Origin of the sequence: Streptomyces sp. NPDC088194 (genome assembly GCF_040702025.1) — a bacterium.
Lineage (GTDB): Bacteria > Actinomycetota > Actinomycetes > Streptomycetales > Streptomycetaceae > Actinacidiphila.
This window is the reverse complement of the sequence record NZ_JBFBIV010000019.1, coordinates 33,201-47,783: the sequence shown is the minus strand read 5'-3', so window position 1 is coordinate 47,783 and position 14,583 is coordinate 33,201. Positions and strand designations below refer to the sequence as shown.

The window sequence follows — 14,583 nt, the reverse complement described above, 5'->3', positions numbered from 1 at the left end:
CTTACGATCTGGGCGATCGGACGCGTGCCTGCCGCGCGACGCGAACCCTCGCTCAAGGAGGTACGAGCATCCCGCCGCCCCCCGAGGTCTCCGGCGCGAAGGTGCACGGCAGCCAGGCGTTCCAGCCGCTCCTGACGGACATCCCCTGGACATCCCTTCCATCCGCCGGAATAGGGTGCCCAGATGCCTGCCGGGAGTGCGCGCCCTCGATACTCCGCCGTCGAAGCTCTCCTGACGGATCATTACGGGGCACCCGGCGGGGTCGAGACCTGGGAGCACCTGGCGCCCTGGTCCGTCGCCCGTGCAACGCTCCGCGGCGCGGCGGTCCCCAGGACCGTGGTCGTCAAATGGGTGCGGAGCCACCCGAGCGACACTCGCACCGAACCCATGCGACTCCACACCGAGTTGGCGGCACTGCGGTTCCTCTCCGAGGACCTCGGTCTGGCTCTCGCCCCGCGGGTTGTCGCCGCCGACCTTTCCGAGGGAATCGTGGTTCTGGAGGATCTGGCACCCCGCACCGCCCTGGACGAGCTGCTCCGCCGTGACGGAGCCGCGGCCCATTCCGATCGACTGGTCGCCTTCGCCCGCGCCCGCGGCGAACTCAACGCCGCCACGGCCGGGTACGCCGACACCTACCGCGCGCGACGGTCGTCCAGCGGGCCGAGCAACCCGGAGGCCGGTCACGTGGACCGGTTCGCCCGGCTCCTGGACGAGGCACACCGAGACGGGCCCACCGCGATCCTCGGCGCCCCCGTCACCGGGCGAGCCGAGACCGAACTCAGTTCCGCTCTCGCTGAGTTGAGCGAGCCCGGCCCGTTCCTGGCATTCAGCAACGGCGATGCGGAGACGAACAACATCCTGCTCCACGAGTCAGGCCCCGCCGACGCCCGCCTCATCGACTTCGAGTCAGCGTGCTACACCCACGCCCTCCTCGACGCCGTTTGCCTTCATGTGCCCGGCCCGGCATGGATGACTGTGGGTGGCCCCCTGAGCGCCCGCCTTGGCGACCACTACCGCGGCGCTCTGGCCCACGGCATTCCCCAAGCGGAAGACGACCTGCGGTTCGGCTTCGGCCTGGCAGCGGCGTGCATCTCCTGGGCGATCGTCCGCCTGCAACGGTTCGCCCTCCTCGACACCCGCGCGCCCGGAGACCACAGCAGACCCCAGCTCGTCGAGACGTTGGAAGCCGCGGCCCGTACCGCCGAGGCCCATCGCGCCTTCCCCCACCTCACCGGCTGGGCCCGTCACACCGCCGACCTGCTGCGCCGGCGCTGGCCCGACGCCGACGTGGACCTCACCGATCCCACCGCCTTCCCGCCCTACACGGCGCGCCGCTGAGCGGGGAAGCACAAGGCCGCGGCCGGCCTCGGTTCCCGTGCGGCCGGCCACCGCTCTCCCCGTGCCGCTTCGCCTACGCCGACAGGTTGTCCAGGTCACCGGCGATCGCGCCGTCGACGAGGGCCCTCACCTCTGGCTTCCCGGCCCGCCACCGTCGCACCCCGCTGCCACCGCCGGCGAGTGAGCGCGAAGAACCGTGCGCGCCAGCTCCTGCGCGGGAGCCCTGCTGGTATCGACCTTGAGGTCGTACCTGGCCTCATGGGCGTGAACCGTCCGCAGGTGTCCCCTCGCCAGGCCCGCCGGATTGCCCCGTGCCGCCTCCCGCTCCTCCAGCACGTCGAGGGGGCAGTACACCCCGACGAGACAGACCTCCACGCCGGAGAGCGCCTGGAGCCAGTCCGCCAGCAGATCGGGGTCCAGCAGCATCTCGTCGACCACGACGTTGCAGCCCTTGAGCGCCAGCTCGGCGACCGACGCACAGGCGGCGGCAAGCATCCGGCGGCCGACGTCGCCGTACCGGACGGTGATCAGCTGACGGCCGTCCTCGTCACGCTCCGACCGGTCGTAGCGGAACCCTTCGAAGCTCAAGGGCCCGCCGCGGGCGCCGGCCCACTTCTCCGGCACCATCGCGAACAGCGTATCGATGCCCCAGTACAGGTACGGCTCGTCGCTTTCCTCCTGGATCGCGCGGGCCAAGGTGGTCTTGCCGGCACTTGACGTGCCGTTGAGAAAGATCACGCGACCAGGGCGGTCATACCGCGCAGAGGCTCCCATCCGACCAACCTATCGGGCCCGATCCACGACGGTGCGGCCCTCCGACGCAGGAACCCGGACGACCCCGCCTCGGCGCCGCGGTCCCCACTGGGAGCAAATCCGCCGCTTCCCGGGGGAGTTCCGCGCACCAGGTGTCGGCGTACGGCGTGCTTCGGGCCGGCAGCACGGCGCGTGAGCCGAGGGCCCCTACGGGAGCGGAGGGCCGCCAGCCGGTGCGGGCGCCCACCCGCGCAGCGTCGCGTCGATCGTCGATCCGAACGCCCGATCCAGCGTCGCGGAGTCGAGCGCGCCGGCCAGTTCGAGCGACACCAGCCCGTGCAGGGTCACCCACAACGAGAGGGCGATCAGCGTCGGTTCGCCCGCGAGCACCGCACTCGCCACGGCCCGGTCGATCGCCGCGAGCAGCGGCCTGACCGGGTCACCGGAGCCCACCTCGCCCGAGGGGTCGAAGCGCTGCGCACCGCCGAACAGCACGGCGTAGAGGTGGCGGTGGGCGACGGCCCACCCCCGGTACGCGGCGGCCAGCGCGCGCAGGTCGGCGAGCGGGTCGCCGGACACCGCGACCGTCGACAGGTCCTGGAACAAGCCGGCCACCGCCCGGCCGCGCACCTCGGCGACCAGCCCGTCCTTGCCACCGAACAGGGTGTACACCGCCCCCGTCGACGTCTCCGCGGCGGCGGCCAGGGCCCGGACGGTCACCCCTTCCGGGCGGTGCGTGGCGAACATCTCCGTCGCGCACGACACCAGCCGTTCTCCGACGGCGTCGTCGTTCGTTCGCGGCCTTCCCACGCCGAGCAGTCTACCTGGTTTGGTAACATCGTTTTAGAACGTCGTTTCAAAACAAACCGGGGGCTTTTCGTGCCACTTTCCGCCATACGTGCCGCACGCAGGACCGGCTCCGCCACGAGTCGCAGAGCCAGTCGCACAGGCAGCCGCACCGCCATCCGCACCGTCGGCCGGATCACCGGCCGCCTGCTGGCCGCACTCGCGGCCGTCGTGGGGCTGATCGCCGTCTTCCTGGCGCTGATCGTCGCCACCGACGGAGCGGGCTCGGGCGTCGTCGCGTGGGGGACGACTCTCGCCGTCGCGGCCGCCGCCGCACTGTGGCGCGGCAGGCGCCGGACGTGGCGACGGCGGATCGTGCCGTTCGTGCCGGTGGTCCTCGCCGCGGCGCTGACCGCCACGGTGTGCGTGCCGACGGTGGCCACGGCGCGGCACTATCCGCCGGCCCTGCCCTTCGTGGCCACGCAGCACTGGAGCCTGGCCACGGGCAGCCGCGTCGCGGTCTACCACTACCCGCCCGCCGCCGGCGGCAGCCGGCACCCCGTGCCGCTGGTCTACCTCAACGGCGGCCCGGTGCGCGGCATCTCGGTGCTCGACCACCGCTTCCTGCAACTCCTGGCCCGGCAGGGCTACGACGTCTACGCCTACGAGCAGGCCGGCGGCGGCCGCAGCGATCTGCTGCCCATGGACCAGTACTCGATCACCCGGTCCGTGGCGGACCTCGGCGCCTTCGTCGAACGGCTCGGGAAGGGCCGGGTCGACGTCGTGGGCTTCTCCTCGGGCGCCGTCGTGCTCACCCGCGCCCTGGCCGACCCGGCCGTCTCCGCGCACTTCCACCGGGCGGTGATCGCCGAACCCGGCCCGGTGGACGGACCCACCGCGCACCTGTCCGGCAACAAGGGCCGGCCGTCGGCGCGCGGCATCGCACCGGCCATGACCGGGCCGCGCTCCACCCACCGCCCGCGGTACGCCGTCGCGTTCGGCCTGATGCGGCTCGGACTGCTCCGGCCCGACACCGGACTCGTCGGCCAGGCCGAGGGCGACAACGCGTTCACCGCGGCCGACCTCGGCAGCGACACCGCGTCCGGCTACTGCGCCAAGGACGCGCACCGCATCCCCGTCGAGGACACACCGGACAACTTCTCCTTCAGCGCCGCGGCGAGCCTGCGCGTCCAGCAGACGATCAAGGACTCACCGTCCATCGCGCCCCGGTTGAAGCGGTCGAACACGCCCGCGATGCTCATGCTCGCCGAGTGCTCCTCCCAGGTCCGCGCGTGGGAGACCACGGTCCTCGCCGACGACCCGGCCATCCAGCGCACCCAGTACATGCCCGGCGTCGGACACCACATGTGGAACGGCCTGGACGACAACGACCAGCGGGCCGCCACGGTCATCAGCGACTTCCTCCAGGACCAGCCCGCTCCGCTGCCGAACTACCCGACCCGTGCGGACATCCCGGCTTTCCTCCGCGCCCACAAGTGACGACGGCCGGCCCCCGGGCCGCAGGCCGCCCCGCACCCGCGCGGGGCGGTCAGCGGCGGGAGCCGGTCCTCGCATCCTGGCTCTCGATGGCGCCGCTGTCGGACGCGGGCCCTACGAGCGCGGGGGCACCGTAGAAGTCGGTCGGCCCAGCCGCCGGCCCGCCGTTGTCGATGGCGGGGCTGATGGGCAGTGCACGGTAGTCGCCCGCGTCGCGGTCGGCGAACCGGGGGTCGGCCAGGACGTCACCGGCGCCCGCGGCGTCACCGAGCACGCCCTGGATCAGGCCCGCATCGGAGCGCCCGCCCGCGCCGCCCCGCGCGCCCGCCGGCGGGACAGGGATCTTGCCGGCGGGCGAGCGACCCCACTGGCGGGTAAGTCAATAACTAACAAAGCCTTGTCGAGTTATTGCACGGCCATATCAGCTCTGTTACGGTCCACCGTGCACTACCGGACCGAGTCCACCTCCGAGTCCGAGCCCGAGCCCGCACGGTCCCGTGGTCCGACAGCGCGCCGCTCCCCCCTCACGTCGGCGCGGCACGCGCGATGGACCAAGGCCCCGACAACTTCATCTCCCCACCGCGCACCCGTATCCGTGCTGTTGCCCCACCCCCACTGTCAACAGACGGCGACGGCGGACTCCGCCCTCGCTCTCGCGCCTCAAGGAGTCAAAGGTGTTCAGGAGTTCCAGAGCACTGCGACGCGCGCTCGCCATGGCCGGCGGCTCCGCGTCGCCGGCCATGGGCGTGGCCGCGGTGACCGGTTCACCGGCCGCGGCGATTACGGCCGTCACCGGCGGCGGCGCGAGGCTGCCGTACACCGGCGTGCAGGCGGAGACCCGGCCGACGAACGGGTCCGTGATCGGCCCGAGGTACACCGCGGGCGAGCCGGCTGACGAGGCCCCGGCAGCGGCATCGGAACGACCACCGGCCCGGCCCGCGCCGGCAAGCTGACCGCCACCAGCAGCGCGAGCACCGCGCCCCCCTCGCCGCTCCCCGCGGCACGCGACGCGCTCCCCGCGCGTATCCGACCCACCGGCACCGCACCCACCGTTTCGCCGAAAGGACAGGACACCGATGTCCCAACTCCCCGCGTTACCCGGCAGCCCTCCCCCCACAGGCCGCCGCAGGCGGCTGACCACGTGGGGAGTGGCCGCCGCCACCGCGCTCGCCACGATCCCCGTGCTGCTCGGCGCCGCGACCGCCCAGGCCGCCGCCGGCACCCCGCCCTACTGGGCCCAGTCCCCGTTCAACGTGCCGAGCGGGGTCGGCGCCAGCCTGCCGTTCACCGAGTACGAGGCCGAGGCCGCCGCGCACACCGGCACCGTCATCGGCCCCGACTTCACCCAGGGCGACCTGGCCACCGAGGCGTCCGGACGCGAGGCGGTGCAGCTGTCCTCGGCCGGCCAGTACGTGCAGTTCACGCTGACCGGCGCGGCCAACGCCGTCGACCTGCACTACGCCGTGCCGCAGGGCACCTCGGGCACGCTCGACGTCTACGTCAACGGCACCAAGCTGAGCCAGCAGCTCTCGCTGACCTCGGCCTACAGCTACATCTCCACCGGCGGCATCACCGGCAGCAAGACGCACAAGTTCTACGACGACACCCGGTTGGCGTTCGGGCAGTCCTACCCGGCCGGCACCACGGTCAAGTTGCAGGTCGACTCCGGGAACACGGCCACGCCGTACACCCTCGACGTCGCGGACTTCTACAACGTCCCGGCCGCGATCACCCAGCCGTCCGGCTCGGTCTCGGTCGCGGGCTACGGCGCCGATCCGACCGGCGCGAAGGACTCCTCCAGCGCGTTCAACAACGCGATCACCGCGGCCAACAGCGCGGGCGAGCCGGTCTGGGTCCCCTCCGGCACGTACCTGGTCAGCTCGCACCTGAACATCACCAAGGGCACGATCGAGGGCGCCGGCAACTGGTACACCCAGCTCAAGACCAATGAGCTGATCGACAACACCTCGTCGGTCGCGGGCCCGATCAACCTGAGCAACTTCGCCATCCTCGGCTCCACCGTCGGCCGGCACGACGACTCGACGTCCAACGCGATCGACGGCTCGCTCGGCAGCAACTGGACCGTCGACGGCCTGTGGGTCCAGGACACCAACGTCGGATTCTGGCTGCAGTACGGCAACAGCGGCTGCACGGTGGAGAACACCGTCATCGAGTCCACCGACGCCGACGGCCTGAACTTCAACGGCAACGCCACCAACTGCACGGTGAAGAACAACTTCATCCGCAACTCCGGCGACGACGCCCTGGCGATCTGGTCCTACCCGACCGCCGACTCCGGCATCACCTTCAGCAACAACACGATCGTGCAGCCGACGCTGGCCAACGGCATCGCCGACTACGGCGGCTCGAACAACACCATCTCCAACAACGTCGTGGCGGACACCGAACCGCTCGGCTCCGGCATCGACATCTCCAACGAGGCGTTCCTCCAGCCCTTCTCGCCGCTGTCCGGCACGATCACCGTCTCGGGCAACTACGTGATCCGGTCCGGGGAGATGAACCCGAACTGGAGCCACCCGATGGGCGCGGTCCAGTTCGACCCCTACGACTCGGACTTCACCGGGGTGACCGTCAACTACTCGGGAGGCGCGATCCTGGACAGCCCGTACGAGGCGTTCGAGATCGTCGGCGGCGACGGCACCGGCCACGTCGCCAACGGGCTGAACATCAGCAACGTGAAGGTGACCAACACCGGGACCACGGTCTTCCAGGCCGAGACCGGCGGCGCGGCGAGCGTCAGTGGTCTGACGGCGAGCGGCATCGGCGTGTCCGGCGCGTACAACTACAGCTACCCGGGCAAGGTCTCGGGCGCATACACCTTCAACCTGGGCAGCGGGAACTCCGGCTGGAGCACCACGCCGGTGCTCACCACCTTCCCGGACCCGGTGCAGGCCGGCTCGCTCAACGCGTCGAGCACCAGCCTCTCCTTCGGCGACGTCGCCTCGGGCAGCAAGAGCGCGGTGCAGAGCGTGACCATCAAGAACCCGGGCACCTCGGCCGCGGCGATCTCCTCGATCGCCGCCACCGGACCGTTCACCGAGACCAACACCTGCGGCACCTCCCTCGCCGCGGGCGGGTCCTGCACGGTCGGCGTGACCTTCGCGCCGACCAGCGGCGGCCCGCTCACCGGCACGCTCTCGGTGGCCAGCAACGCCCCCGGCAGCCCGCTGACGATCGCGCTGGCGGGCACCGGCGTGACGGCCGGCACCAACCTGGCGCTCAACCAGCCGACCACCGCCACCAGTTCGGAGCAGACCTACGTGGCGGCGAACGCGACCGACGGCAACACCAGCAGCTACTGGGAGAGTTCCGACGGGGCGGGATACCCGCAGACCCTCACCGTCGACCTCGGCTCCGCCCAGTCGATCGGCTCGGTCACGCTGGACCTCCCGCCGGCCACCGCGTGGAACACGCGCACCGAGACGCTGTCCGTCCTCGGCAGCACCGACAACAACACGTACACCACGCTGGTGAATTCGGCCGGCTACACCTTCGACCCGTCGACCGGCAACACCGCGAAGATCAGCCTGCCGTCCGGCAGCAGCGACCGCTACGTCCGCCTCAGCTTCACCGCGAACACCGGGTGGAGCGCGGCCCAGCTCTCGGAGTTCCAGATCTTCCCCGGCGCGTGACGCACCCCGACACGCAGCCGCGCCGCCCCCTCCTGCCCGCATGGCGCGGGCAGGAGGGGGCGGACCGCTCACCGGGACACGGATCACGGATCACGGATCACGGATCACGGGTCACGGGACACCGGTCACGGGGTGAACGGGACACCATCGCTACGAGGTCTGCTGGGCCAGGAGCCGCATGACGCGGCCCACCATCGCGAGCCTCTCGTCGACGGTGGCGCCACCGGGGACCTGGATCTTCGCCCCCGCGTAGGAGTACGCCCCTTCGGCCGCGCGCAGGCAGCGGCGTACCTCGTCAGCGTCCATCAGGGAGGTGGGCTCGTCCTCGGTGAGGGGCAGGTGCGCGTCCGCCCACGCTCCCCCGTACCCGTTGCCGGCCGGCCCGGCGCCGGAGAACATGACGCCCTCCAACAGGCCCTCGGCGGCGAGCCGTTCGACCTGGGCGAGCGGCCGGCCCGGGTCCTGGGCCTCGATCGCCGAACGGCCCCAGTTGACGGTGACACCGATCCCCGCCTCCCGTGCGAGGGGGATCTCGTCCTCCAGCGGCAGGAACCGCTTCTCGCCCGGTACATCCGGCGCGTACGCGTCGCAGTGCTCCAGGACGAGCCGGGTGGACCAGGCGCCCTCGGCGGGTGCGCCCGCCGCGATCTCGTCGAGGGAACGGGCGAACATCTCCCGGGCAGCGGTCTTCGAGGGCGCGGTGTGGATATGGAGGGCGGAGACCGACTGCTCGCCGGTGAGCTGGTTCAGCTCCTCGGCGACAACACGGGCCTCGCGGAGGAAGTCGAGCGCCGCACTCCGTCCGGCCTCGTCCTTCGAGGCGAGCCCGAAGACACCCGTGGCCCCCACCCGCACCATCGTGCCGGGAATCAGGGTGATCACCGATCGGGTGAAGCGGCCCCGCATCTGTGCGGCCAGCCAGCGGATGTCCACACCGAGACCATCACGGAACGGGATCTCCAGCCCGTCGGCGATCCCCCGACCGGCGAGCCCGTCGTAGAAGCGCTCCTGGTCGGCTGGCAGGGAGGGCAGCGCCGCGTACGCGCCCACCAGGGCGGCGGGCCGTTCTGTGGTCATGGTGTCAGGTCTCCAAATGTTCCGTGCACGGTTCTCCGGTGAGACCGTACGGGGGTGGCTCGTCCGGGTCGTCGCCGGGGAGCCGCGCGTTGTCCGCCCGGGTTCCGCCGGGTCGCGGTCCTGGTCCTGGTCCTGGTCCTGGTCCTGGTCCTGGTCGTCCTGGTCCTGGTCGTCCTGGTGCGCAACGCGGGCGGACTCCGGTCGTCGGGCGGCAGGCGTCGGCCCGTCAGGGCGCGCGGGCGGACGCTAGGGTCGTGAACGTGTTGAGCCCACAGGTGAGTCGGGACGTGATCGTCGTCGGTGCCGGTATCGTCGGCGCGTCGGTGGCGTACCACGCCGCCCGGGCGGGCGCGACGGTGACGTTGGTCGACGCCGGGCGGCCGGGCGCGGGAGTGACGGCGGACTCGTTCGCCTGGATCGGGTCGTCCGGCGTGCGCACAGGTCCGGCCGCGGAGCTGCGGGCCACCACGACGGCGGAGTACCACCGGCTCGGGGCCGAGTTGCCGGGACTACCGGTGACCTGGTCCGGCTCGCTGAGCTGGACCGGGCAGGGCAGCGCGCCGGACGCCGGGCCAGGGCAGACGATCGTGGACGCGGCCACCGTGGCGACGCTCGAACCCGCCCTCCGGCAGCCGCCGGAGTGGGCGGTCTGGGCGCCGGGTGACGGCGCTGTCGACGCGGTGGGCGTGACCGAGCGGCTGGTCGCCGGCGCTCGCGCCCATGGAGCCCGGGTGCGTCCGGACACGCCGGTGACCGCGGTCCGCCGGGATACGGCGGGCCGGATCGCCGGGGTCGACACGGCGGCAGGACCCCTCGCCGGTACGACGGTGGTGCTGGCGGCCGGAGTTGCCACGGCCGCGCTGGGCGCGCCGCTCGGCGTGCACGTCCCGGTCGAGCCGTCGCCGTGCCCGCTGCTCCGCTTCCGCGCCCCGGCCGACCTGGTCCGCACCGTGGTCAACACCGAGGACTTCGATCTCCGGCAGGTCGCCGCGGACCGGCTGATCGCCGCCGCGGACTCCCCCGAACGGGCCCTCGCCGCCGTCCGGTCCACCTTCCACGGCGCCGGGAGCGTCGAACTGCTCAGCACCCGAATCGGAGTACGCCCCATGCCGGTCGACGGTGAGCCGATCATCGGCCCGGTCGCCGAGGTCCCCGGCCTCTACGTGGCGGCGATGCACTCGGCCGTCACGCTCGCCCCGGCCGTGGGCCGCCTGGTCGCGCGGGAGTTGGTCGGCGGAACCGTCGAGCCGGCTCTCTCGGGTTGCCGCCCCGACCGCTTCTCGCGGTGAGACGGGCTCCCTGGCCGCCCCTGTCTCCGTGCCGGGCCGCGCCGGGCCGTGCCGGGCGTGCCTCGCCCCGCCGGGAACGGTGGAGTGGGCTCGTCCCGAACTCCCTCGGGACACGGTCGTCGCGACGTCGGCGAGGCCACCGATCGGCAGAACGGCTCCCGTGCGCTGAACCCGGAGGCATGGGGGCCTGCTCGCGCGGCTTCTTGCGCCAGTCGCCCTCGCCTGTCGGCGTGAACGCGCGGGTAGGACGCGATGCGCCCCGCCCGGATCACGGCCGGTGATCTCCCGGTGCCTGGCCCGCCGGCTGCTCCGGTCGGGCGCGCGGGCCGTCCAGGACGACATCGAGCGGCCGGTGGGGCGCGCTACGACGGCGGGCCAGACGTTCGGCTGTCACGCAGCCGACGACAAGGTCCCGGCCGCCCCGCGCACGCGACCCCGGGTCTGACGCCGTGGTCGGCGGGCCCGGCCGCGGGGCGGATGCGGCAGCGGCCGCCACGCGTGGCGCACCACCACCGCCGAGGCCGTGCACGTCGCGGGAGTTCGTCCGTCACGGCGCCTCGCTTGCGGCGGACCCTGCGGGGAGCCGTGGGAAGACGGGAGGGAAGAGGTCGGCGGCGGCACGGCGGTGCGCGTTCCGCTCGCCGTAGCCCGCCCGCATCCGGCCGAAGAGCCGCTGCGCCCGGCTCTGCATGGCGGTCACGTCGCGCCCCGGCAGTTCGCCGTCCCGGACCACGGTGCGTCCGGCCACTACCGTCAGGGCGATGTCGCGCGGCGAGCCGGACATCAGGAAGGTGCGCAGCGGGTCGTCGAGGACACCGAGCCGGAAGTCGGTGAGCCGGACCGCGACCAGGTCGGCCTGCGCACCGGGCGCGAGCCGCCCGAGGTCGTCGCGGCCCAGGGCCCGCGCGGCGTTGAGCGTCGCCGCGCGGAAGTACGCGGCCGGGTCGCCTGCGTCGAGCCGGCCTTCGAGCACCTTGGTGAGGCTGGACCCCACATCCATCGCGCGGAACAGGTCGGGCGGGAAACTGTCGCTGCCGAGCGTGATGTTCACCCCGGCCCGGCCGAACCGGTCGAAGCTGTCCAGCACCATGCCGTAGCGCAGGGACGTCGACGGGCAGTGGACGATCGACGCCCCGGCGCGGGCGAGGGTCTCCAGTTCGCTGTCCGAGGGCGCCGCCCCCCGCGTCCCGCCGCCCGCACCGTAGGTCGCGTGCGGCAGGAGCAGCCGGCAGCCGAGCAGGCCCGCACGTTCGATGATCTCCAGCGGTGTCGCGGCGTGCTCGCGGCGGAGCAGGTCGAGTTCGACGGTGCCCTGCATGCAGTGCAGGCGGACCGGCACGTCGTGGCGGCGGGCCAGTTCGGCGGTGGCCGCGAGCAGTTCCGGGGTCATGGTCTCGATCCGGCACGGCAGCAGGGCGCCCCGGACCAGGCCGTCGCCCGCGGACGACCGGGCGTACTCCAGGAAGCGCTCGGCGTCCCGCAGGCCGGCGAGCCCGCGCTGCTCCTCCCACCGGACCTCCCGCCCGCCCTCGCCGCGCACCACGTTGACCCCCGCGCGGTAGCTGGGGCCCACGTAGGCGCGGATGCCCAGGGCGCGGGCCGCCTCGGCGATGCCGACCGCGTCCTGGTAGGTCTCGGCCCAGGAGCTGTGGGTCTCCGAGGCGATCGGCATGCAGGTCGTGATGCCGTGCAGCAGGAGCTGGGCGAGGCCGTACTGCCGGATGAAGTTCCGTTCCTCCTGGTCGAAGACGTCGTGACGGCGGTGGGTGAAGTACTCCGCCGACCACTGGAGTCCCGCGGCGGCTTCCGGTGCGGACCAGGAGTCGAGCAGCGCGTGGTCGATGTCCGACACCGCGTCGAGGTCGATGAGGCCCGGTGTCACCAGGGCCTCGCCCAGGTCGATCGTCTCCCCCGCCGTGCTGTCCCGGCGCGGTCCCGCGTACACGATGCGCGCACCGTCGTACACGACGGAGGCGTCCTCGATCAGCACATGGTCGCCCTCGCGGTAGCCGAGCACGTAGCGCGCGTGCACCGTGGTGGTCATGTGTCTCCTTTCCGGACCCGGACGGGTCCGCCGTTCGCTTGCGTCTGCCGCGGGGGCCCGCGAAATGTCAGACGGGGTGGGTGTCCTGGACGGCGGCTGTCCGGTGCGGTTCGGAGCCCCAGCCCGGACGGGACTTGGGCAGCGGTCGGGCGAAGGTCGACACCTTGCTCGTCCGCAGGCCGAGCCGGGCCAGCCCTTCGGCGAAGAGCAGCCCGGCGGCGACCGGGTCGATCACCGGAATGCCCAGCTCCTGCTCGAAGGAGGCCGCGCGGCCGGCGAAGCCCGCGCAGCCGAGCACCAGCGCCTCGGCGCCTGAGTCGATCAGCCGGCGGCCGCACGCCAGCACGGCCTCGCGGCTACGGGCTTCGTCGGCGTGGGCCGACAGGACCGGGACGCCCGCGGCGAGCACGCCGACGCAGTGGTCCGCCACCCCGGCCGTCCGCAGGCTGTCCTGGATCTGTACGACGGAGCGGGCCAGGGTGGTCACCACGCCGTAGCGGGGCGCCAGCATCAGCGCCACGTGCGCGGCCGCGTCGGTGATGTCCACCACCGGTACGTCCAGCAGTTCGCGGGCGGCCTCCCGCCCGTGCTCGCCGAAGCCGGCCAGCACGACCGCGTCCATGGCGCCGGGCCAGGTGGCGAGCCGGTCGAGCATGGCCGTCGCGGCGATGAAACTGTCCAGATAGCCCTCGGCCGAGACCACTCCCCACTCCGGTGAGACGGCGGTGACCACCGTCCCCGGGCCCGCGGCGGCCCGGGCCGACTCCCCGATGACCTCGGTCATCGACTCGGTCACATTGCAGTTGAGGACCAGGACCCGGATCGGGTCCGAGTCCGGGTTCGGCACCGGGCTCGCGCCGGCAGGGCTGTGCTGACTGGTCACGTCGAACCTCGCTGGGGACGGTGGCGTTTCTGGCCTGCGGGCACGGTCACGTCAGCGGTTCTCGCCGGCCGTCGTGCCGGCCGTCGCGCCGGGTGCCTGGAGGGTCGCGAGCGTCTCGCGCAGATGCTCGGCGCTGCGCAGGACGAAGTCCTCACCGTCGAACGGGGTCGCGCGGAAGTCCTCCACCGACGGCACCGCACCGTCGGCCGAGCGTCGCGCGTAGTCGTCCGCGAGGCGGACCAGTTCGGTCACCTCGTCCTCCACGAGATCGGGGTGCAGTGCACGCCAGCTCTCGTCCGCGATCCCGATCGGGATCGCCAGCGTCGGTCCCGCGGGCTCGATGGAGGCGTCCAGGTCGGGTGCGTGCTCCAGCAGCGCGCCGAGCAGGCCGGCCCAGTCGATGACCCCCAGGCCGCAGGGCGAGAAGGTCCGGGTGAGGCCGACGCCGGTGCGCTGGAGGATCGAGTCGCGCAGGTGCGTGGCCCGGACGTACGGGGCGACCCGGCGCGCGGCGGCCACCGGCTCCTCGCCGCGCACCATGACGTTCGCGGTGTCGAAGGTGATCCCCATGACGTCCGGCCCGATCGACTCGACCAGCCGGACCACCTCGGTCGTGGTGATCTCCTCGTGGGTCTCCATGTTGAGGTGGCAGTCCAGGTCGCGGGCGGCCGGCGCGAGCAGACCCAGGAACTTCTCGATCGCGACGAGTTGGTCCGCCCAGGGGGCGTCGGTACGGAACCGGTCGATGGCGTAGTAACCGGGCAGGTCGGCCTTGTAGTTGCAGCAGGCGACCCACAACTCACCGCAGTCGGCGCCCTCGCGGCACGCCTGGAGCATGCGCAGCATGCCGCGGGTGTAGTCGCCCTCGCCCAGCCTGCGGATCTCCGGGGCCTCGGCCGCGGCGTACGGGTTGACCTTGCCGAGCCCCATCTGGAGGTAGAGGCCCAGCGTGTCCGCCTCGCGGCGGACCTCCCGGAGCACGCCGAGGTCGAGCGTCGGCGAGATGTCGAGCACGGTGCGGAAGTACACGCCCTCCATGCCCAGGTCACGGGCGTATCCGAGGATCTCCAGGGGGGTACGGTCCGCAGCGCCGGGGATCTTCCGGCCGTCGACACCGATCTTCATGGCGGGGTTCTCCTTGTGACTTCTGGCTCGGCCGCTGGGCCGAGTCGCGTGCGGCCGCGGGGTGCCGGCCGCTTGGGTACTGGGTGCTGGGTCCTCACGGCGAGGCGCGAGGCGTGAGGCGTAAGGCGTAAGGCGTAA

At 72.6% G+C, this 14,583-nt stretch carries 12 protein-coding genes; 5 read left to right on the top strand and 7 right to left on the bottom strand.

The window, feature by feature from the left end; all coding sequences use genetic code 11:
- The first annotated feature begins 387 nt into the window (after positions 1-387).
- The gene (locus tag AB0399_RS13080; RefSeq protein ID WP_366411315.1) at positions 388-1,338 is read left to right on the top strand and encodes a hypothetical protein; all 951 of its coding nucleotides are present in this window, start codon (positions 388-390) and stop codon (positions 1,336-1,338) included.
- Between the two features lie 126 nt (positions 1,339-1,464).
- Here the strand turns inward: AB0399_RS13080 and AB0399_RS13075 are convergent, their stop codons facing one another.
- Both AB0399_RS13075 and AB0399_RS13070 read right to left on the bottom strand, forming a co-directional pair.
- A complete protein-coding gene (locus AB0399_RS13075) occupies positions 1,465-2,076 on the bottom strand; it encodes an AAA family ATPase (RefSeq protein WP_366411314.1) in 612 nt (203 codons plus the stop codon).
- 222 nt (positions 2,077-2,298) lie between these two features.
- A complete protein-coding gene (locus tag AB0399_RS13070; protein ID WP_366411313.1) occupies positions 2,299-2,901 on the bottom strand; it encodes a TetR/AcrR family transcriptional regulator in 603 nt (200 codons plus the stop codon).
- Positions 2,902-2,970: 69 nt separating this feature from the next.
- Here AB0399_RS13070 and AB0399_RS13065 point away from each other — a divergent pair, with 69 nt between their 5' ends.
- Complete coding sequence (locus AB0399_RS13065) at positions 2,971-4,377, top strand: alpha/beta fold hydrolase (protein ID WP_366411312.1); 1,407 nt, start codon at positions 2,971-2,973, stop codon at positions 4,375-4,377.
- A 49-nt stretch (positions 4,378-4,426) separates the two neighbouring features.
- On the opposite strand, the gene AB0399_RS13060 is transcribed toward AB0399_RS13065, so the two are convergent.
- The gene (locus AB0399_RS13060) at positions 4,427-4,648 is read right to left on the bottom strand and encodes a choice-of-anchor Q domain-containing protein (protein WP_366411311.1); all 222 of its coding nucleotides are present in this window, start codon (positions 4,646-4,648) and stop codon (positions 4,427-4,429) included.
- 400 nt (positions 4,649-5,048) lie between these two features.
- Here AB0399_RS13060 and AB0399_RS13055 point away from each other — a divergent pair, with 400 nt between their 5' ends.
- The gene (locus AB0399_RS13055) at positions 5,049-5,327 is read left to right on the top strand and encodes a hypothetical protein (RefSeq protein ID WP_366411310.1); all 279 of its coding nucleotides are present in this window, start codon (positions 5,049-5,051) and stop codon (positions 5,325-5,327) included.
- A gap of 123 nt (positions 5,328-5,450) precedes the next feature.
- Complete coding sequence (locus AB0399_RS13050; RefSeq protein WP_366411309.1) at positions 5,451-8,027, top strand: glycosyl hydrolase family 28-related protein; 2,577 nt, start codon at positions 5,451-5,453, stop codon at positions 8,025-8,027.
- A 150-nt stretch (positions 8,028-8,177) separates the two neighbouring features.
- Here the strand turns inward: AB0399_RS13050 and AB0399_RS13045 are convergent, their stop codons facing one another.
- Positions 8,178-9,104, bottom strand: coding sequence for a DUF4862 family protein (locus AB0399_RS13045; RefSeq protein WP_366411308.1), 927 nt, complete (start codon positions 9,102-9,104; stop codon positions 8,178-8,180).
- A 260-nt stretch (positions 9,105-9,364) separates the two neighbouring features.
- Here AB0399_RS13045 and AB0399_RS13040 point away from each other — a divergent pair, with 260 nt between their 5' ends.
- Positions 9,365-10,393, top strand: a complete 1,029-nt coding sequence (locus AB0399_RS13040) for an FAD-binding oxidoreductase (protein WP_366411307.1) — start codon at positions 9,365-9,367, stop codon at positions 10,391-10,393.
- A gap of 547 nt (positions 10,394-10,940) precedes the next feature.
- On the opposite strand, the gene AB0399_RS13035 is transcribed toward AB0399_RS13040, so the two are convergent.
- From AB0399_RS13035 to AB0399_RS13025, 3 genes are all read right to left on the bottom strand, one after another.
- A complete protein-coding gene (locus AB0399_RS13035) occupies positions 10,941-12,437 on the bottom strand; it encodes a chlorohydrolase family protein (RefSeq protein ID WP_366411306.1) in 1,497 nt (498 codons plus the stop codon).
- Positions 12,438-12,504: 67 nt separating this feature from the next.
- Complete coding sequence (locus AB0399_RS13030; protein WP_366411305.1) at positions 12,505-13,320, bottom strand: aspartate/glutamate racemase family protein; 816 nt, start codon at positions 13,318-13,320, stop codon at positions 12,505-12,507.
- A gap of 51 nt (positions 13,321-13,371) precedes the next feature.
- On the bottom strand, positions 13,372-14,445 hold the full coding sequence (locus tag AB0399_RS13025) for a TIM barrel protein (RefSeq protein ID WP_366411304.1): 1,074 nt from the start codon (positions 14,443-14,445) through the stop codon (positions 13,372-13,374).
- Positions 14,446-14,583 lie beyond the last annotated feature (138 nt).